Annotated in this window: 19 protein-coding genes and 1 pseudogene; 14 read left to right on the top strand and 6 right to left on the bottom strand. The window is 60.3% G+C overall.

Translation table 11 applies throughout. The annotated features are described in order from the left end of the window. Positions 1–25 precede the first annotated feature (25 nt). Both ACQRBV_RS14330 and ACQRBV_RS14325 read left to right on the top strand, forming a co-directional pair. A complete protein-coding gene (locus ACQRBV_RS14330; protein WP_161549315.1) occupies positions 26–388 on the top strand; it encodes a type II toxin-antitoxin system RelE/ParE family toxin in 363 nt (120 codons plus the stop codon). After that, a complete protein-coding gene (locus ACQRBV_RS14325) occupies positions 363–701 on the top strand; it encodes a helix-turn-helix domain-containing protein (RefSeq protein WP_060757237.1) in 339 nt (112 codons plus the stop codon). The genes ACQRBV_RS14330 and ACQRBV_RS14325 overlap by 26 nt, the downstream gene beginning before the upstream one ends. On the opposite strand, the gene ACQRBV_RS14320 is transcribed toward ACQRBV_RS14325, so the two are convergent. From ACQRBV_RS14320 to ACQRBV_RS14305, 4 genes are all read right to left on the bottom strand, one after another. Further along, on the bottom strand, positions 671–1,252 hold the full coding sequence (locus ACQRBV_RS14320; protein WP_205344748.1) for an AAA family ATPase: 582 nt from the start codon (positions 1,250–1,252) through the stop codon (positions 671–673). The two genes, ACQRBV_RS14325 and ACQRBV_RS14320, sit on opposite strands and share 31 nt — an antisense overlap. Before the next feature lie 153 nt (positions 1,253–1,405). Next, complete coding sequence (locus ACQRBV_RS14315) at positions 1,406–2,923, bottom strand: amidase family protein (protein WP_411985858.1); 1,518 nt, start codon at positions 2,921–2,923, stop codon at positions 1,406–1,408. Positions 2,924–3,037: 114 nt separating this feature from the next. After that, the gene (locus ACQRBV_RS14310) at positions 3,038–3,628 is read right to left on the bottom strand and encodes a hypothetical protein (RefSeq protein ID WP_411985857.1); all 591 of its coding nucleotides are present in this window, start codon (positions 3,626–3,628) and stop codon (positions 3,038–3,040) included. A gap of 287 nt (positions 3,629–3,915) precedes the next feature. Beyond that, positions 3,916–4,974 (bottom strand): MBL fold metallo-hydrolase, encoded by a 1,059-nt coding sequence (locus tag ACQRBV_RS14305; protein WP_060757233.1) that lies wholly within the window; start codon positions 4,972–4,974, stop codon positions 3,916–3,918. A gap of 142 nt (positions 4,975–5,116) precedes the next feature. On the opposite strand from ACQRBV_RS14305, the gene ACQRBV_RS14300 reads away from it, so the two are divergent. The 5 genes and pseudogenes from ACQRBV_RS14300 to ACQRBV_RS14280 all read left to right on the top strand — a co-directional run bounded on the left by ACQRBV_RS14300 (position 5,117) and on the right by ACQRBV_RS14280 (position 9,177). Further along, positions 5,117–5,749 carry a TetR/AcrR family transcriptional regulator gene (locus ACQRBV_RS14300; protein WP_060757232.1) on the top strand — a complete coding sequence of 211 codons (633 nt, stop codon included), beginning with the start codon at positions 5,117–5,119 and terminating at the stop codon, positions 5,747–5,749. Positions 5,750–5,938: 189 nt separating this feature from the next. Continuing rightward, the gene (locus ACQRBV_RS14295) at positions 5,939–6,997 is read left to right on the top strand and encodes a diguanylate cyclase (protein WP_060757231.1); all 1,059 of its coding nucleotides are present in this window, start codon (positions 5,939–5,941) and stop codon (positions 6,995–6,997) included. 224 nt (positions 6,998–7,221) lie between these two features. Further along, a pseudogene (locus ACQRBV_RS14290) lies at positions 7,222–8,025 on the top strand (PAS domain-containing protein); the annotation flags it as partial. 78 nt (positions 8,026–8,103) lie between these two features. After that, entirely contained in the window at positions 8,104–8,583 is a 480-nt protein-coding gene (locus tag ACQRBV_RS14285; RefSeq protein ID WP_411985861.1) for a methyl-accepting chemotaxis protein, read from the top strand. Between the two features lie 75 nt (positions 8,584–8,658). Then, positions 8,659–9,177, top strand: a complete 519-nt coding sequence (locus tag ACQRBV_RS14280) for a DUF1003 domain-containing protein (RefSeq protein ID WP_411985856.1) — start codon at positions 8,659–8,661, stop codon at positions 9,175–9,177. Here ACQRBV_RS14280 and ACQRBV_RS14275 read toward each other — a convergent pair. Further along, complete coding sequence (locus ACQRBV_RS14275; RefSeq protein WP_060757229.1) at positions 9,174–10,058, bottom strand: LysR family transcriptional regulator; 885 nt, start codon at positions 10,056–10,058, stop codon at positions 9,174–9,176. The two genes, ACQRBV_RS14280 and ACQRBV_RS14275, sit on opposite strands and share 4 nt — an antisense overlap. A gap of 80 nt (positions 10,059–10,138) precedes the next feature. Here ACQRBV_RS14275 and ACQRBV_RS14270 point away from each other — a divergent pair, with 80 nt between their 5' ends. Together ACQRBV_RS14270 and ACQRBV_RS14265 are read left to right on the top strand one after the other, a co-directional pair. Next, complete coding sequence (locus tag ACQRBV_RS14270; RefSeq protein WP_244385201.1) at positions 10,139–10,846, top strand: CTP synthase C-terminal region-related (seleno)protein; 708 nt, start codon at positions 10,139–10,141, stop codon at positions 10,844–10,846. After that, positions 10,843–11,166, top strand: coding sequence for an antibiotic biosynthesis monooxygenase family protein (locus ACQRBV_RS14265; protein ID WP_060757227.1), 324 nt, complete (start codon positions 10,843–10,845; stop codon positions 11,164–11,166). Before ACQRBV_RS14270 ends, ACQRBV_RS14265 begins: the two co-directional genes overlap by 4 nt. On the opposite strand, the gene ACQRBV_RS14260 is transcribed toward ACQRBV_RS14265, so the two are convergent. Then, entirely contained in the window at positions 11,163–11,486 is a 324-nt protein-coding gene (locus ACQRBV_RS14260; protein WP_411985855.1) for a DUF2025 family protein, read from the bottom strand. The genes ACQRBV_RS14265 and ACQRBV_RS14260 overlap by 4 nt on opposite strands. Before the next feature lie 232 nt (positions 11,487–11,718). Between ACQRBV_RS14260 and ACQRBV_RS14255 the strand changes: the two genes are divergently transcribed. The 5 genes from ACQRBV_RS14255 (at position 11,719) to ACQRBV_RS14235 (ending at position 17,704) form a co-directional block, all read left to right on the top strand. After that, positions 11,719–12,870 (top strand): glycerophosphodiester phosphodiesterase, encoded by a 1,152-nt coding sequence (locus ACQRBV_RS14255; RefSeq protein ID WP_411985854.1) that lies wholly within the window; start codon positions 11,719–11,721, stop codon positions 12,868–12,870. A gap of 122 nt (positions 12,871–12,992) precedes the next feature. Beyond that, a complete protein-coding gene (locus ACQRBV_RS14250; RefSeq protein ID WP_104994623.1) occupies positions 12,993–13,298 on the top strand; it encodes a PepSY domain-containing protein in 306 nt (101 codons plus the stop codon). A 182-nt stretch (positions 13,299–13,480) separates the two neighbouring features. Continuing rightward, positions 13,481–14,683 (top strand): sensor histidine kinase, encoded by a 1,203-nt coding sequence (locus tag ACQRBV_RS14245; RefSeq protein WP_411985853.1) that lies wholly within the window; start codon positions 13,481–13,483, stop codon positions 14,681–14,683. Between the two features lie 54 nt (positions 14,684–14,737). Further along, on the top strand, positions 14,738–15,760 hold the full coding sequence (locus tag ACQRBV_RS14240) for a transporter (protein ID WP_411985852.1): 1,023 nt from the start codon (positions 14,738–14,740) through the stop codon (positions 15,758–15,760). Between the two features lie 327 nt (positions 15,761–16,087). After that, positions 16,088–17,704, top strand: a complete 1,617-nt coding sequence (locus tag ACQRBV_RS14235; protein ID WP_411985851.1) for an inorganic phosphate transporter — start codon at positions 16,088–16,090, stop codon at positions 17,702–17,704. The last annotated feature ends 78 nt before the right edge of the window (positions 17,705–17,782 follow it).

Here is a 17,782-nt window from a genome sequence, read left to right as displayed (position 1 = left end):
TATCCCTATTTAGGTATAACCTCTCATGAGCTCATGGAAGCCACTGCTGTGGGTGGGCGCCAGCAAAAAAGACCTTCAGTTGATGCCGGGTTCAGTTCAAGACATTTTCGGTTTTGCACTGCATCTTGCTCAAGAAGGTGGAAGGCATTCACAAACAAAAGCATTGAAAGGATTTGGAGGTAACGCAGTACTGGAGATCATCGAGGATTTCGACGGCAACACTTATCGAGGGGTGTACACCGTTCGGTTTGGCTCCGCTGTTTATGTCCTCCATTGTTTTCAGAAAAAATCCACAAAAGGCATTGCAACCCCGCAGCACGACATACAACTGATCAAACAGCGACTCAAGGCGGCGCAGGATCATGCACAAGCATCACGAAACCATTGAGATCGAAGAAAGCAGCGGCAATGTCTATGAGGATATTGGTCAGCCCAACGCTGCCGAAATGCAGGTCAAGGCGCAGCTCGCAGCCAAAATCGGCGAGATCCTCAAGGCACGTAATCTCACTCAAACCCAGGCTTCAGTGATTCTCGGGTTGTCACAACCCAAAGTGTCGGAAATGCTTCGTGGAAAATTCCGAGGCATCAGTGAGGCCAAGATGTTGGAATGCTTGTCGCTGCTAGGGCGCGATGTGCAAATTGTCATCAGCACCGCTCCCGCGTCGCGTGTTCAGGGTCGAATTGAAGTGCTATTTGCTTGAGCACTGGTTTCACGCAACCTTTCAAGCAATTGCCCCACCAACGCCTCAACCGAATGGTGCCTGACATCCAACCGGATCACCGGGCAGCTCAGCGCCTTCAACCAGGTCTCATGCCGACGCAGGCTGCGTAGGCTGTGGTTGCCGTCGTCGTAACGGGCGGCCAGGGCGAGGAAGGCGAGACTGTTGGCGTGGCGGTTGCCGCCCTCCAGCACTTCATCGCCGTAGCGTTGCACTTCTCGCAGGCGCAATCGATGCAGGCGGGTTTCGGCGTCCAGACGCAGGAACACCACGTGCGTGAACTGCGGGAGCATCGGGTCGCCCCAACCGCACAGCGAACCTGACAGCACCCAGCTGTGCAGGCCCGCCGTCTGCTCTTGCAGCAGGCGGATGCGTTCATCCCGGGGCCGGGCAACGGTAAAAGGGTCGGGGGTTTGCTGCCAATAGAAGAAATCCGAATCGAAGTAGGCAACCCCCAGACGTTCGGCCATGGCCTTGCCCAGGGTCGTGGTGCCGGCACCCGCAGCGCCGAGGATGTGAATTCTGTAGGCCATGGTGTTCTTTCCTCGGCACTGAGTCTGACCGTCGATACGCCAAACCTTAAGTTGCAACTGCCCGGCGCATCATTGAGGCAAAAACCAGCACGCCTGCGAACGTGCGCGCCTGGTCCTGGGCCCTAGGCTGTCACACCACAGCCCGGCAGCACGCTACGAGTTGGCAAGTGCATGCGGGGCCGAAAGCTTCGGCTTGATGGCGGCCTGGGAACCCTGCTCATAGCCATACGCCACGGCCAGCAGTTGAGCTTCGGAACCGGCGGTGCCGAAAAAGTAGGCGCTGCCAGGCAGGCCGTCCTCGGTCGCGCCCGAGGGGACCGTGATTCCCGGGTAGCCAGCAGCTGCAACGCCAAAGTAGCTGTTGCTGTCGACATCCGACACGATGGCATCCAGATTATGCTCTTTGATGGGCTCATCCACCGTACCGCGAAAATCCCGCAGAAGCTCATCCCAGGCTGCCTGGCTTTGTTCCGGTGTGAGGGTGGATGCGTCGATCTCTTTGAGGACAGGCTGGTGATCGGCCTGTGTCCCCTCACGCGCATCGTTGAATCTGATCAGCTCTTTGAGCGACTTGACCGGCAGTCCCTCTCGCTTGGCCAAATAGCCGTTCAATTCTTCCTTCACATTGCCAAGCAGCAGTTCGTCGTAGCGTGAAGCATCGGCCAGGCGCATGTTGATCGGAACCAGAATCGCACCTTGTTTGCGCAGTACTTCCAGTGTCTGGTTGAACTGTTCGCTGTTAACCACCGGCAGGGTTGTAGCGCCGTCCGAAAACGTCGTGGGGTAACCGATACGCTTGCCGAGCAAGGCGCCTGGCACCAGTTGTCGGGTGTAATCGACAGCCTGCGCCCCGGCAGGAGCCTGGGGGTCGTTGGTCATGGCGTTGAGCATCAGCGCGGCATCCAAAACCGAACGGGTCATCGGCCCCGGCGTGTCCTGCCGCCGGCTGGCAGGCATGATCCCCTCGCGATTCAACAAACCGACGCTGGGCTTGAGGCCAACCACACCATTGAGCGCCGCCGGCACGATGATCGAACCGTTGGTCTCGGTCCCCACTGCCAGGGGGGCCAGCCCAGCCGCGACCGCCGCAGCCGAGCCGGAGCTGGAGCCGCCCACGTCCGCGTCCGCACCATGCGGGTTGCGGGTTTGGCCGCCGCGGCTGCTGTAGCCATCGGGGCCGCCACGAAAACCCGCCATTTCAGTCAGGTTGGTGGTCCCCAGAATCACCGCGCCCTGCTCGATCAGGCGCTGAACGATGGGGGCGCTCTTGCTGACGGGAGCCCCGACAAGTCCCCATGCCCCTGCACTGGCTTGCATGCCTTCAACTTCCACGGTGTCCTTGACCAGAATGGGAATGCCATGCAACGGCCCCCGCACCTTGCCGCTGGCGCGTTCGCGGTCCAGCTCGCGGGCCGCTTCCAGGGCCTTGGGGTTTAGCTCAATCACCGAGTTCAACGCAGGGTCCAGCATGCGGATACGCGCTTGCAGGTAACCGACCAAATCTGCCGCAGTGAACGCCCCGAGCCTGCCCATTTGCTCGCCCAGTTGCTGAACCGTGGCGTACTCCGTTCCGGGCGGAACAGGGTTCGCCGCCGTCTTGGACTTTTGCGCGGCTACAAACGGCGCAGCGTGACTGACAAACACATTCAGACCATGGCCAATTCCAAACATGAATCACCTCCAGGGAAGGGTAAGAAATAACAACGAATCAACGTTGATCCGTACGTCAGTCTAAAAACATCCCTCCTTCCCAGCAGCGAGACCCAGCCCGTTCACAGCGTGGGATTACTCAACATCAGCGGTAGTTTGCGCCCTGCCCGCCGCGAGGCAAGCGACCTTATTTTTGTAGCCCTGCACCAATGCCATCAGCGAATCCCGTGCCCGGCGCGAGCCGTAGAAGTACAGCGTGCCCCCGCCTTCGAGCGGTGCCTCCAGGCGTGGATAGCCGCTCCCGCAAGCACCATGAAAGGCCGCGCTGCTGCCATCAGACACCAGGGCATCAAGACGATATGCCAACGTGAGGTCGTCGATTTCATTACGGGTATGCGCGCAAAACCTGGCCGTGTCATCCATGCGTTGTGCGGCCACCGGCACCAACTGCACAGCGGTCTGACGCAGGGTGTCCAGTGCACACAGGAAGGCGACACTGTGCTCAATCGGTTCGTGATCACTACTACGGACATAGCGGTCGGCAAAGCCTACACGCCACCCCGCCAGTGATTGCGCGGTGGCGAACGAGCTGTTGTTCCGCACCAGCGGCACCGCCACCATCACCGGCGTCTCGGGCTCGACGCCACTCAAGGCGATCAGCGATAACGAAGGGTCACGCACGGGTTTGATGGAAATCCCCGGCACGCTGTATCCGGGGATGAGCACACCGATTGGCGCATGGGGGTGGGAGTCGGTATCGAAAGCAATACCGCGGGGGCTCGCACTGTCGGCAGGAGCGTTGGACGCTGTAGCGGGCGGTGCACAGGGTTCTGCGAACGCTGGCAACAATTGCCCAGGCCGGCAAGGCGAAGCCTGCGGCCAGATTTTCCTACACTTGTCTTCCATCAGAATTACCCCCGAAGCATGATGTTTCGGGGATCATCGCACCCTCTTCCTGCCGCTGTCGCAGCGCTGAAACACGCTGAAAAATCCTTTTTCGGTTACCTCGGTGTTCAGCTCACGAGCGGCTCTTGCGTGCCTTGGGTTTCCACGTCCAGCCACCATGCATGCCCACGCTCCGGCTGGTTCAGATTGAACATCTGTCCCATCGCCGGCGTGGTGATCGACACACTGCGCTCCCACGCCAGGGCCATGATGCGATCGAAGGGCTCGTGCCACGCATGGAATGCCAGGTCAAAGGTGCCATTGTGGATGGGCAGCAGCCAACGGCCCTTGAGGTCGATATGCGCTTGCAGGGTTTGCTCCGGCTGCATGTGCACGTGGGGCCAGTCGACGTTGTAGGCGCCGGTTTCCATCAGCGTCAGGTCGAACGGACCGTACTGCTCGCCGATACGTTTGAAACCGTCGAAATAGCCGGTATCGCCGCTGAAAAAGATCCGCCGCGGGCCATCGATCATCACCCAGGAACACCACAGCGTCTGGTTGGCATCGAACAGGCCGCGCCCGGAAAAATGTTGCGCAGGGGTGGCGACAAAACGTATGCCCTCCACCTCGGTGCCCTGCCACCAATCCAACTGACGCACTTTGCTGGTGTCGACGCCCCATTTGATCAGGATGTCCCCCACGCCCAATGGCGCGAGAAAGTATCGCGTCTTGTCGGCCAGTTGCACGACCGCCTTGCGGTCAAGGTGGTCGTAGTGATTGTGCGAAAGAATCACCGCCTCCAATGGCGGCAGCTCTTCGAGACTGATAGGTGGCTGGTGGAACCGCTTGGGGCCGGCCCAACTGAACGGTGAGGCGCGCTCGGCAAACACTGGGTCGGTTAGCCAGAACTTACCGCGCATTTTCAGCAGCACGGTGGAATGCCCCAGGCGGAACACGCTGTGGTCCGGGGCGGCCAACAATTGCTCGCGGGTCAGCGGTTGCACCGGGATCGCGCCTACCGGGCGCGTGCTGCGCGGTTTGTTGAACAGCATGTTCCAGAAAATACGCAACGTCTTGCCAAAACCACCGTGCTGTACCGGGGCGTCGTTGCTGAAGTGTCCCTGGTCCTGCTCGGCAGGTTTGAGCGCTGCCGGCGCCGGGTCGAGTCGGGTTGAGAGGGTGGCCATTGCAGAGTGACTCCTGGGGGTCCGCGCATAAATTACACTGCGCGGTAAATTTACACTGCACAGTGTAGTTTCTACATTGCAACAAATCTCGGAGCAAGTAAACTACCCAGTGTAATTTTCCTTTCAGAGCCGAATGCCATCCATGACTGCGACTGCACCTCAACGCCTCACTGACCGCAAACGCGAAGCTATCGTAGCGGCGGCCATCGCCGAGTTCCGGGCAAATGGGTTCGAGGTCACCAGTATGGACAAGATCGCCGCCACCGCCGGTGTTTCCAAGCGCACGGTGTACAACCATTTCCCCAGCAAGGAAGAGTTGTTCGCAGAGATCCTCCACCAGCTCTGGGCCAGCACCGTCGCGCAACTGGATGTGATCTACACCAGCGACCGCCCGCTGCGCGAGCAACTGCGCGGGTTGCTGGAAGCGAAGATGAAGATGATGTCGGACACCAACTTTCTAGACCTGGCCCGCGTTGCCATCGCCGCCACCATCCATTCACCGGAACGTGCACAAGACATGGTCAACCGTCTGAGCCAGCGCGAAGAAGGCTTTACCCAGTGGGTACGCGCAGCCCGGGACGATGGCCGCCTGTCCTGCACCGACCCGGCCTTTGCCGCCCACCAGATCCAGAGCCTGCTCAAGGCCTTTGCCTTCTGGCCGCAGATCACCCTGGGCCAACCCACCCTCGACACCGCCGCCCAGGCCCATGTTATCGAGTCGGCAATCGACTTGTTCCTGGCAGGCTACGAAATACCTTCGGCCCACCTGCGCTGATACTTGCCCTGGAACGACACTTAAGGTCGCTTTTAATGTATTCGTACGCTTCTCGGCACAAATGGCCTGGAAGGACACTAATTATTCCCACACGAATCACTGACAATATTCACATCCCTAATCCGATCAGCGGTTTAAACCACTGACACTTGCTGCCGTATCTGCAAAAACAGAGCTGACCCAAGACCTATGGAAAACAAACGAGGCAAAGGGCTTTCATTTGCCAGACGTATCTACAAGCCAAGGATTATCGGCCTGGGTATCGGCAGCATCAGCGTGATCGGAGCGTTGTCCCCCTTGTCGATGCCCGGCTGGGTGTGGGCGTTGCTGTTGTTCAACGGGTATGCCTGGGCACATGTGGCCTACCTGCTTTCTACCCGCTCGCCTTTCCCCTATCAGGCCGAGCAACGCAACATGCTCTATGACTCCCTGTTTGGTGGCTTCTGGGCCGCGGCCATCCAATTCACACCACTGGCAACCGTGACCATTCTGTCGATGATGACCATGAACAACGTCGCGGCGGGCGGCAAGCGTTTGTTCCTGCGCGGGCTGGTGGCACAAGCGGGCGGAATCGGCATCGCGTGGTGGTGCTTTGGGATCACGTTCAATCCCAATGTCAGCCCCGTCCAGGTCTACACCTGCCTGCCGATGCTGACGCTCTACCCGATGGCCATCGGCATGGTCTGCTATCAACTGGCAATCAAACTGTCAGAGCACAAACGCACCCTCAGCGCCCTTAGCCGTATCGACAGCCTGACCGGCCTGCTCAACCACGGCTCGTGGAAAGACCTGCTGAACCTCAAGTTCCATAAGTGCCAGCAGCAACAAGGCCAGGCCACCATCGCATTGATCGATATCGATCACTTCAAGCAGATCAATGACACTCACGGCCATATCGTCGGCGATACCGTGCTGCGCCAACTGAGCCAACTATTGCGCCAGCACCTGCGGGAAAACGACTTCGCAGGGCGTTACGGCGGCGATGAATTCTGTGTGATTCTTCCGAAGATGCCCCTGCAGGAAGCGGTGCTCGTCATGGAGCGCATGCGTGAAACCTTCAGTAACTATCGCAACCCGCAGATCCCCGAGTTGCGCATCAGCCTGAGCATCGGCCTGGCGGACTTCCAACCGGTTTTCAGCGATGCCGTCATGTGGCTCAACGCCGCCGACCGTGCCCTCTATGTGGCCAAGAAAACCGGGCGCAACCGGGTCAAGGTCAGTGAATACGCGGTCGCCTGTTCCGCCTGAGTTGTCCTACAACTTCCCGTCTGAATCCTCTGTCGCAGCGCCAAAGCAATAGCATAATGCCGCCATTGGTCGGCTGCCCAATAATGGTCCTGCTCCAGGGGCGAACTTCTTGGCAAGCTGAACACTCTGAATCCGCTGTTCCACTCCCGCTGTCAGCACAAGGAAGCTGACAATGAGCACGTCAACCGTGAGGCCCCGCGCCCTACGGGGTCAGGCGCATATACATGGATGCCTTCTCCTACGCATGCTTGCCCGAGCCCCCCGACATGCTATTCAACGCCCATAAAAAAACCATCAGTACCCTGCAGCACACCAACGCCCAGCAAGCCAGCCTGCTGGACGCCATCGAGCGGTCCATGGCGGTGATCGAATTCGACCTGCAAGGTCGCGTGCTGCGGGCCAACGACAACTTCCTCAAGACCATGAACTACCGCGCCGAGCAGATCCTGGGCCAGCCCCATCGGATGTTTTGCACCCCGGCGTTCGCCCGCAGCGCCGAGTACAACCAGTTGTGGACGCACCTGCGTAATGGCCAATTCCAGTCCGGCACCTTTGAGCGAGTCGCCGGCGATGGGCAGTCGGTGTGGCTGGAGGCCAGCTATAACCCGGTACGCGATGAGTCCGGCAGCGTGATCAAAGTGGTGAAGTACGCCATGGACGTCACCCCGCGCCTGCAGGCCGAAAGCGAAGCCAATGCCAAGCTGCAGGCCATCGACCGTGCCATGGCGATGATCGAGTTCAACCTCGACGGCACCATCATCACCGCCAATGCGAACTTCCTGCAGCGCATGGGCTACACCCTGGCGCAGATCCAGGGCAAGCATCACCGCCTGTTCTGTAAGCCGGAGTTGGCCAACAGCCCGGAATACAGTGCGTTCTGGAACCGTCTGAACCAGGGCGAACTGTTCAACGGCCAGTTCGAGCGCATCGATAAACACGGCCAGACCCTGTGGCTGGAGGCCAACTACAACCCGGTGTACGACGCCAGCGGACGCCTGTGCAAAGTGGTCAAGTTCGCCTCGGACGTGACCGCCCGGGTGCTGCAACATGCCGCCGATGCGCAAAGCGCTGCACAGGCTTACCACCTGTCCCTGAACACACAGGACATGGCGGAAAAAGGCGCTGAAGTGATTCAGAAAACCGCCACGGGCATGCGTGAAATTGCCGTGGACATTGATGCCTCTTCGCAACTGATCGCCAAGCTCGGCGAGCGTTCGCAGCAGATCACCGCCATCGTCAATACTATTCGTGGCATTGCCGACCAGACCAACCTGCTGGCCCTCAACGCCGCCATCGAGGCCGCACGGGCCGGCGAGCAAGGCCGTGGTTTTGCCGTGGTGGCCGATGAAGTGCGGCAATTGGCGGCACGCACCAGCGGCTCGACGACGGAGATCTCCAGCATGATTGCGATGATCCAGGAAGAAACCCGCCAAGCCATCGACAGCATGGGCACGACCCGTGACCGCGCAGCCCAAGGCGTGGAGTTGGCCAACCAGGCCGGCACGGTAATCCTGCAGATTCGCGAAGGCACCGGCGAGGCGGTGCAGGCGGTCAGTGCGTTTGCCAATGAGCGGGGCCACAGCTGACTCGTTCTTCATGTGCCTGGCCGGGGGCTCGGTTTATAGTGCTGACTGTGTTCACGCCAAGGATTCGCCCCCGCCATGACCCCAGACAAACCAGAAGTCGCGCCGGTCGACCACCTGCGCTTTCACCGAGGCCACGCTCACCTCGCGCCGACCTTCGGCAACGATACCTTTGCCCTCAAGGCGGAAGCCTTTGCACGCTTCTTTGGCACGCCGACCTTCCTCGGCGCGCAAACCGCAATCGTGGTGTTGTGGGTCGCGCTGAACATGAGCGGCGTCACGCACTTCGACGTGTACCCGTTTATCCTGCTCAACCTGGCCTTCAGCCTGCAGTCAGCCTACGCCGCACCGCTGATCCTGCTGGCCCAGACACGCCAGGCGGCGCGAGACAAAGCCCAGTCCGACGCCGATGCGCAACACCGCGAAGCCCTAGCCATCGCCAATACCGAGCGCCAGGCCCAGGCCGCGCAGACCACCAGGCAGTTGCTGGAACTACTGGAGCAAAACACCCGGCTGACGGAAATGACCAAGCAACTGACCGAGCGTATCGAAACCCTGACGTGCGAAATGCATGAGCAGTTTGTGCGAAAAACCTAACGCCGCGGCCAGCGTACATGCCGTCCCAGCTCATCGAACAACGTCACCACCGAGCGCAGCGCCCGACAATCCGGGCGCGTCAGCAGCCATAGCGCGGTGTCTCGCCCCTCCAATGCAGGGCTCAGGGGTTGCAGGCCATCGCCCAACAGAAAGTCCGGCAGCGCCGCAACGCCCAATCCCGTGCGCACCAGTTCGGTCACCGACAACATACTGTTGCAGCGGTAACTGGGGCGTACACCCGGCAAGTGCTCGCGGCGCCAGGTCACCGTGGGGTGATCCGGCAGAAAATCATCCGGTGCGATCCAGGCCAGGTCGGCCAACTCACGCCCCGCGTGCCGGCGCGCATACTCGGCGCTGGCACACACTTGATAGCGGACGGTGCCCAGGCAGCGCCCCACCAGATGCTCCGGCGGCGTCCTGGTCAGGCGTAGGGCGATATCCGCATCACGCCGACTGAGGTTGGCGAAATCATTGGAGGTGCTCAACTCCAGGGTCAGCGCCGGGTATTCGGGCATGAACTGCGCCAGGGCCGGCAACAGCAAGCCTTGCAACACCGAATCGGTACAGGTCAGGCGCACCGTGCCGCTGATCACTTCACCGCCCTGCTCCACACCGATACGCGCCGCCTCCAGGGCCTGCTCGGCACGTTCGGCCTGTTGCGCAAGATGGCTTGCCAGGCTGGTAGGCAAATAACCGCTGCGGCTTTTTTCAAACAATGTCTGGCCCAAGGCGGCTTCCAACCGGCGCACGGCTCGGAACACCGTGGACACATCCACCCGCAGCAATGTCGCCGCCCGCGCCAGAGTGCCACCGCGTACCAGCGCGAGAATCAGTGACAGGTCGGGATAGTCGATTGAATAGTGCGTCGCTGCATTGAGCATGTGGGCAAACGCCAATATTGATTGCGTGAACGCCAATCTATAGTGCGCCCCAGAACACCACAAGCCATAGGCCGTACCCGATGAAACCCAGCGTATTGCACCTCGCCCTGATCGGCGACTACAACCCCGACGTGATTGCCCACCAGGCCATTCCGATCGCCTTGCAACAAGCGGCCGACGCCTTGAAACTCAAGATTGACGTGCAGTGGCTGGATACCGACACCCTCACACCACACACAGCCCTGCACCGCTTCGATGGCTTCTGGTGCGTGCCCGCCAGCCCCTATCGCGACGCCGACGGCGCACTGCGGGCGATTCGATTTGCCCGCGAGCAAAAGCGCCCTTTCCTCGGCACTTGCGGCGGTTTTCAACACGCCGTGCTGGAATATGCGCGCCATGTGCTGGGCTGGGCGGATGCCGAACATGGCGAACTGGCGCCCGATGCCAAGCGCGCCGTGATCGCCCCCCTGAGCTGCGCCCTGGTAGAGGCGACCGACAGCGTGCGCCTGACGCCTTACACCCGCATTGCCGAGGCCTACGGCGCCCTGGATATCGATGAAGGCTATCGCTGCCGCTATGGCATCAACCCCGAGTTCGCCAACGCGCTGCTTGAAGGCGACCTGATTGCCAGCGGCCATGACTCGGCAGGCGATCTGCGCGCCGTGGAGCTGCTGGACCATCCGTTTTTCGTCGCCACCCTGTTCCAGCCGGAGCGGGCAGCCCTCAAAGGCACCCCACCACCACTGGCGACAGCGTTGCTGCAAGCTTGCCAAGGAGCGTCGCGATGATCGCCACTACCCCGTCCCCGCCCTACTACGCGGTTATTTTCAGCTCCCTGCGCACCGAGGGTGATCAGGGCTACGGCCAGGCCGCTGCACGCATGCTGGAACTGGCACGTGAACAACCCGGGTTCCTCGGCGTGGAATCGGCACGCGAAGACGGCCTGGGCATCACCGTGTCCTACTGGAGCAGCGAGGCGGCCATCCTGGCCTGGAAGCAGCAGGCAGAACATTGTGCGGTGCGCGAACAAGGCCGCGCCACCTGGTACTCGGCGTTTCAAACGCGGGTGTGCAAGGTGGAGCGGGCCTACGGTTTTGCGCGCAATTAACTGATCAGACTGCGCAAGGCACTGATCGGCGGGATTTCCACCCGGCGCATATACACACGCAACGGCTCGGTGATGTTGAGGCGGTCATCGATATTTTGATCCAGCAGCAACTGAATGCGCTCGCGGGACAAGGTCATGGTGTGGTCGACCGCGGGCAACCAGACAAATTCGGCCGTCGGGATGATGCCGTCATCGGCCACGTCCATGCCAAAGGCATCTTCGCTGAAACGCACGATGTACTGGCCGCTTTTACGGTTAAGGCCAACAAAACCGTGGAGTTGGTCGGCGGCCTGGCAGATAAGCTCGGAGGTGATGCGCATGGTAAACCTCACTGAAAAGTCCCACTGGGACTGGAAAGATGGTTTACACGCGTGGCACAAAAATTCGGCCCTCTGACGGGGCAGCTTGGGGCAAGAGTACTGCAAGACTGCACAAAAAAACCCAAAAATCGGCCCGTGCGCACGTTAATGTCGGTTTGGTGATAGCGCCATTCGCAATCAATTGTTAAAAAGGACGCCTTCTCAAAGTTACCTCCACGAAAGGACTTCGCATATGCCTGTCACGTTTTCCAACGGCCCGGTGCCCACCACTATCGGCAGTGCCTTGATGCTCGCGCTGATGCTCGGCCTTGGCCCCGCACAGGCAGCCGAACCGATCAGCCCGGCTGAATTGGCGACAAGCGAAGGCATTCCGTACCCGGCGGTCATCGCCCACCGTGGCGCTTCCTACGACGCTCCTGAGTCCACCGCTGCCGCCTACAAGGTGGCACGCGATTTGGGCGCCGACTACCTGGAAATGGACCTGCAGCGCAGCAAGGACGGTGTCCTGTTCGCCCTGCACGACAACAACCTGCAACGCACCACCGACGTAGCCAGCAAATTCCCGGAACGCAAAGATGCCCCGGCCAACGAATTCACCTGGGCCGAACTGCGTACCCTGGATGCCGGCAGCTGGTTCAACGCCGCCTACCCGGACCGCGCCCGTCCAGGGTTCGTGGGCCTGAAAATCCAGAGCCTGGATGACATCATCAAGATCGCCGAAGGCAACCCGCAGCACAAACCCGGCCTGTACATCGAGACCAAGGAGCCCAAGCAGTTCCCGGGCATCGAAGCCGACCTGAAAAACAAGCTGCTGGATAAAGGCTGGTTGAGCTCCGCCGGCTCCAAGCTGGGCAAGAGCAACACCGGCGTCGGCCAGGGTAAAGGCCGCGTGGTGTTGCAGACGTTTGAAAAAGACAGCTTGAAAGAGCTGCAAAAAGAAATGCCCAACACTCCGAAAATCTTGCTGCTGTGGGTCGGTGCCGGCAGCATCGAGCCAAAATCCACGCAGACATTCGCCGAGTCCGGCGAGCCGACCAAGGCCGCCTACTACGCCAAGCAAGAGCCGAAAGACGCCGCCGAGTTCGAAAAATGGGTCGACGAGGCCAAGAACCTCGGCGCCATCGGCACCGGCCCCTCTGCTGAGCTGACCAACCATGGCGACCAGAGCTACACCGACCTGGTCAAGCCTGAAATGAACAAGCTGACCCACGACAAGGGCCTGCTGGTGCATGTCTACACCGTGGACGAACCGGTGGACTTCAAGAAAGTCATGGACGCCGGGGTTGATGGCATCTTCACCAACCGCGCCGCTGAACTGTTGAAGTTCTACAATCGCTTCCCGTCGTCGAACGTGAAGCAGTTGCTGGCCGATCACGGTTATTAAAAAGCCATGGGCATGGCGGATTGAACGAACGGCGCAATGGCTTGAACTAATTAAGGGTGAATTAAGTTGCACTGGATAACCTGAGCCCACTTAAACAGCTCACCCGCAAAAGGAAATACACGATGAAAAGTCTGACCGCCCTGTTCGCCGCCGCCGCCCTGACCCTGACTGCCGGCCTGGCCCAAGCCGATGTGCGCCCGGACCAGATTCCCAGCCTGCTCAAATCCGGCGACGTGATGGCGTTCGAGAAACTCAACGCCGCCGCCCTGGCCAAACACCCTGGCGCGACCATCACCGATACCGAGCTGGACCACAAAAACGGTGTGCTGGTTTACGAAGTGGACATCACCGATACCACCGGCAAGAAGTTTGAAGTCAAGCTCGATGCCAAGACCGGCACCGTGCTGGAAGACAAGCAAGACACTTGAGTCGAACTTGAAAAAACCGCGTCACCTTCGGGTGACGCGGTTTTTTTATGGGCGTTTGAACGCCTGAAGCAGAGCCTGTTTGCTACCCTCGGATGAAATGACACCTACGGCGCGCAAGGTCGTAGAATCTCACTGTCTGGCCAGGGCATAACGCCCGACGCCCACAAGGTCGAGGCTGCCGCATGGAGCAAAGGATCGCCGACGTCGCCATGATTGGCCGAATCAATGCCGTGCCCGCGATGCTCAAGGTCATCTGCGATATGGCCGGCCTGCGCTTTGCCGCCGTATCCCGGGTGACCGACGATAACTGGACCGCATGCGCCGTGCTCGATCAACTGAACTACGGCATCGGCGTGGGCGGCGAGTTGGACCTGACCACCACGATCTGCTACGACATTCACCGTTCACATGATTGCGTCGTGATCGACAAGGCCAGCGAAGATCCGATCTACCGCAACCACCACACCCCACGTATCTACGTGTTTGAAAGCTATATTGCCGTGCCGGTATTCCGTACCGACGGCAGTTTCTTCGGCACGATCTGCGCACTCGACCCCAAGCCCGCGTCCCTGCGTGACAGCCCCCTCCAATCGATCATGGAGGGGTTTGCCCGGGTGCTCTCGTTGCAAATCGAAGCCGAAGAAAACCGGCCACGAACTGAAACCGACTCGCAGGAAGAACGCGGCACCGCCGAGCTGCGCGAGCAACTCATCGGCGCACTGGGGCACGACCTGCGCAATCCGCTGTTTGCCGTCAACTTCGGTGCCGAGCGGCTGCTGGACAAACACCCCAACCCGACGACCGACTCACTGGTGCGCCATATCCTCGCCAACGCGCAACGTGCGTCACAGCGGGTCGAAGATGTATTGGACTTCACCCGTAGCCGAATGGGCAGTGGCATTGCCCTGCGCCTCACCGACTGTGTGGATTTGCAGGAGGCTCTAGGCCAGGTGGTGGCCGAGATGCAAAGCGCGCACCCGCAGCGGCTGATTCACGCCGACATCGGCGAACTGCACGGCGTGTATGGCGACCGCGAGCGCCTGGCGCAACTGCTCTGCAACCTGCTCGTCAACGCCCTCCATCACGGCAACCGGACCAGCCCGGTGTACGTCACGGCGAAGATCGAGCATGATCATTTGATAGTGGCGGTGAAAAACGCCGGTCAGATCAGTGAGCAAGCATTGCCGCGCCTGTTCCAGCCTTTCTCACGTCCGCTTCCCGGTACGTCCCAGACCGGCCTGGGCCTGGGGTTGTATATCGTCCAGCAGATTGCCGACGCCCATGGCGGTGAGCTGAACGTGACCACCCATGCACAGCACGGCACCCAATTCAGCTTCCACTTGCCCCTGCCCTGGTCACAAAACTGTCAAATACTCTTGCAATGATTCGCCCACGCGAACCTGTGAAACGTCCTACAGGCGCTTTCTCTGCGAGCCTCCATGAACCACAGCATCGACCACGGCCATCAGGATTCCGACCTGTTTGGCCTGCTTTACGGTTTTCGTTTTCGACCCGGCGAAAAAGGCGAGCAGATCGATTCGGCCACCGCGCTCAAGGCCTTGCAGGAACCGTCCGATCCAGACGAGTTCCTGTGGTTGCACTTGAACCTTGCCCACGCGGCCTGCCAGCGTTGGATGCAGGCCCATCTGGTATTGCCCGAGGAGTTTTTCGAGGCGCTGCACGAAGGTTCGCGCTCCACGCGTATCGAGCACGTCGACTCGGCGTTGCTGGCGGTGGTCAACGACGTGGTATTCAACTTCAGCAGCATGGTTTCATCGGATATTTCCACGCTGTGGGTCTGCGCCCGTAGCCGTTTGCTGGTGAGCGCGCGCCTGCAACCGTTGCACTCGGTGGACAAACTGCGCTCGTCGGTCAAGGCCGGTGAACACTTCCGCTCCCCTCTGGAGTTGCTCGTGCATTTATTGCGCGATCAAGGCGAAGTGCTGACACAGATCGTGCGCAAGACCAGCCTCAGCGTCGACCAGATCGAAGACCAGTTGCTGTCCTCGCGGTTATCCACCAACCGTGCCGAACTGGGGGCCGCGCGCCGCGTGCTGGTGCGCCTGCAACGCCTGCTGGCCTTGGAGCCGGGCTCGCTGCTGCGCCTGCTCAATCGCCCGCCGCAATGGCTGCAAAAGGAAGATGTGAAGGAGTTGCGTAAATCCACCGAGGAGTTCGCGCTGATCATCAACGACCTCACGGCCCTGGGTGAACGCATCAAGCTGTTGCAGGAAGAGATCGCGGCCAACCTCAACGAACAAAGCAACCGCACGCTGTTTACCCTCACTGTGGTGACGGTGCTGGCGCTGCCGATCAACATCATTGCCGGTTTTTTTGGCATGAACGTGGGCGGAGTGCCGCTCTCTACCGACCCGGAGGGGTTCTGGATCCTGGTGGCACTGGTGGCGACGTTTACCCTGATTGCCGGGCGCTGGGCGTTCAGAAAACGCAAAGACTATTGAGTGTGGGAGGGAGCAAGCCCTAATGCCAGTCAGTTAAGCGATAGAGCGGAAGACGGATAACGTGTGGCGAGGGAGCTTGCTCCCGCTGGACTGCGTAGCGGGCCCATTTTTGGGGCCGCTTCGCGGCCCATCGGGAGCAAGCCCCCTCCCACAATGACCGCGTAAGCCTTAACTGACTGGCATTAGGGCTTGCTCCCTCCCACAGGGTCAGGCGGTGTTTTGGGATCAGCGGTACGCTCAATGGCCGAAACACTGATTTGCGGCAGCATCTCTGTAACATTCAGCAATGATCATGAACGGCATCCTCCTCACACTGGATGCTCCGGCATGGCCACCCCTTCCCTGACTGCCTCCACCACTGCGTCACGCACAGACCCCAAACCCAGGCTGGACAAGAAACCCGGCCTGGTGACGGTGATCATTTTCTTCGCAGTACTGGCCATGGGCCTGTTATTCACCGCCTACAGCCTGATGCACGACATGCATGAGCTGGGCACAGTGGTCACCACCTGGACGCCCTTCCTGCTGCTGGGTGTGGCGTTGTTGATCGCCCTGGGCTTCGAGTTCGTCAACGGCTTTCACGACACCGCCAACGCCGTCGCCACGGTGATCTACACCAATTCACTGCCGCCGCATTTTGCGGTGGTCTGGTCGGGCTTCTTCAACTTCCTCGGCGTGCTGCTCTCCAGCGGTGCGGTGGCGTTCGGCATCATTGCCTTATTGCCGGTCGAGTTGATTTTGCAGGTCGGTTCGTCGGCCGGCTTTGCGATGATCTTCGCCCTGCTGATCGCGGCGATCCTGTGGAACCTCGGCACTTGGTGGTTGGGGTTGCCGGCGTCGTCCTCCCACACCTTGATCGGTTCGATCATCGGCGTCGGCGTGGCCAATGCCCTGATGCACGGGCGTGACGGCACCAGCGGTGTGGATTGGAGCCAGGCGCTCAAGATCGGTTACGCATTGCTGCTGTCGCCGCTGATCGGCTTCGCTTTTGCCGCGATGCTGCTCCTGGCCCTGCGCGCTTTTGTGAAAAACCGCTCGCTGTACAAGGCACCGAAGGGCGACACCCCACCGCCTTGGTGGATTCGCGGCATGCTGATCGCCACCTGCACCGGGGTGTCCTTCGCCCACGGTTCCAACGACGGCCAGAAGGGTATGGGCTTGATCATGCTGATCCTGGTGGGCACGCTGCCGATGGCCTACGCGCTGAACCGCACCATGCCCGCCGAACAATCGCTGCAATTCGCGGCGGTGGCCGAGGTGACCCAGGCGGCACTGGTGAAAAGTGCGCCGCAGGTCTTGCCGGGTGATCCACGCCCGATCCTTTCGACCTACGTACGCACCAAGGAAGCCACGCCGGAGCTGGTACCCGCCCTTGCCGCCCTCGCCGGCCAGATCGGCGACGAAGTCAAAGGCTACGGCTCCCTGGCCAAAGTGCCTGCCGAAGCCGTCGGCAACGTGCGTAACGACATGTACCTGACCAGCGAAACCATTCGCTTGATGGACAAAGGCAAGGTCGGCAATTTCGACGCCGATACCCAGAACAAACTGAAGTTGTTCAAAGAGCAGATCGACAACTCCACGCGCTTTATTCCACTGTGGGTGAAGATCGCCGTGGCCATCGCCCTGGGGCTGGGCACCATGGTCGGTTGGAAGCGCATTGTGGTGACGGTGGGCGAGAAGATCGGCAAGACCCACCTGACATACGCCCAAGGCGCCTCGGCCGAAATGGTTACGATGCTGACCATCGGCGCGGCGGATATGTACGGTTTGCCGGTGTCGACCACCCATGTGCTGTCCTCCGGTGTGGCCGGGACCATGGTGGCCAATGGCGGTGGGTTGCAGATGCGCACTATCCGTAATCTGGTGATGGCGTGGGTGCTGACGTTGCCGGCGGCAATCCTGCTGTCAGGCAGCCTCTACTGGCTGTTCACCCAACTGTTCTGACACAACACAGGGCAAAAAATGTGGGAGGGGGCTTGCTCCCGATAGCGGTGGTGCAGTCAGCAAATCATTGACTGACCC

This window comes from Pseudomonas sp. R11F (genome assembly GCF_050312575.1).
GTDB classification, from domain to species: Bacteria; Pseudomonadota; Gammaproteobacteria; order Pseudomonadales; family Pseudomonadaceae; genus Aquipseudomonas; species Aquipseudomonas palleroniana.
Note: the sequence above shows the minus strand (reverse complement) of the source record. Positions and strands in the feature narration are given on the sequence as shown.

Coding starts and splice junctions, on each gene's coding strand:
- ACQRBV_RS14330 (WP_161549315.1), top strand. CDS start 26: ATGAGCTCATGGAAGCCACTGCTGTGGGTGGGCGCCAGCAAAAAAGAC.
- ACQRBV_RS14325 (WP_060757237.1), top strand. CDS start 363: ATGCACAAGCATCACGAAACCATTGAGATCGAAGAAAGCAGCGGCAAT.
- ACQRBV_RS14320 (WP_205344748.1), bottom strand. CDS start 1,252: ATGGCCTACAGAATTCACATCCTCGGCGCTGCGGGTGCCGGCACCACG.
- ACQRBV_RS14315 (WP_411985858.1), bottom strand. CDS start 2,923: ATGTTTGGAATTGGCCATGGTCTGAATGTGTTTGTCAGTCACGCTGCG.
- ACQRBV_RS14305 (WP_060757233.1), bottom strand. CDS start 4,974: ATGGCCACCCTCTCAACCCGACTCGACCCGGCGCCGGCAGCGCTCAAA.
- ACQRBV_RS14300 (WP_060757232.1), top strand. CDS start 5,117: ATGACTGCGACTGCACCTCAACGCCTCACTGACCGCAAACGCGAAGCT.
- ACQRBV_RS14295 (WP_060757231.1), top strand. CDS start 5,939: ATGGAAAACAAACGAGGCAAAGGGCTTTCATTTGCCAGACGTATCTAC.
- ACQRBV_RS14285 (WP_411985861.1), top strand. CDS start 8,104: ATGGCGGAAAAAGGCGCTGAAGTGATTCAGAAAACCGCCACGGGCATG.
- ACQRBV_RS14280 (WP_411985856.1), top strand. CDS start 8,659: ATGACCCCAGACAAACCAGAAGTCGCGCCGGTCGACCACCTGCGCTTT.
- ACQRBV_RS14275 (WP_060757229.1), bottom strand. CDS start 10,058: ATGCTCAATGCAGCGACGCACTATTCAATCGACTATCCCGACCTGTCA.
- ACQRBV_RS14270 (WP_244385201.1), top strand. CDS start 10,139: ATGAAACCCAGCGTATTGCACCTCGCCCTGATCGGCGACTACAACCCC.
- ACQRBV_RS14265 (WP_060757227.1), top strand. CDS start 10,843: ATGATCGCCACTACCCCGTCCCCGCCCTACTACGCGGTTATTTTCAGC.
- ACQRBV_RS14260 (WP_411985855.1), bottom strand. CDS start 11,486: ATGCGCATCACCTCCGAGCTTATCTGCCAGGCCGCCGACCAACTCCAC.
- ACQRBV_RS14255 (WP_411985854.1), top strand. CDS start 11,719: ATGCCTGTCACGTTTTCCAACGGCCCGGTGCCCACCACTATCGGCAGT.
- ACQRBV_RS14250 (WP_104994623.1), top strand. CDS start 12,993: ATGAAAAGTCTGACCGCCCTGTTCGCCGCCGCCGCCCTGACCCTGACT.
- ACQRBV_RS14245 (WP_411985853.1), top strand. CDS start 13,481: ATGGAGCAAAGGATCGCCGACGTCGCCATGATTGGCCGAATCAATGCC.
- ACQRBV_RS14240 (WP_411985852.1), top strand. CDS start 14,738: ATGAACCACAGCATCGACCACGGCCATCAGGATTCCGACCTGTTTGGC.
- ACQRBV_RS14235 (WP_411985851.1), top strand. CDS start 16,088: ATGGCCACCCCTTCCCTGACTGCCTCCACCACTGCGTCACGCACAGAC.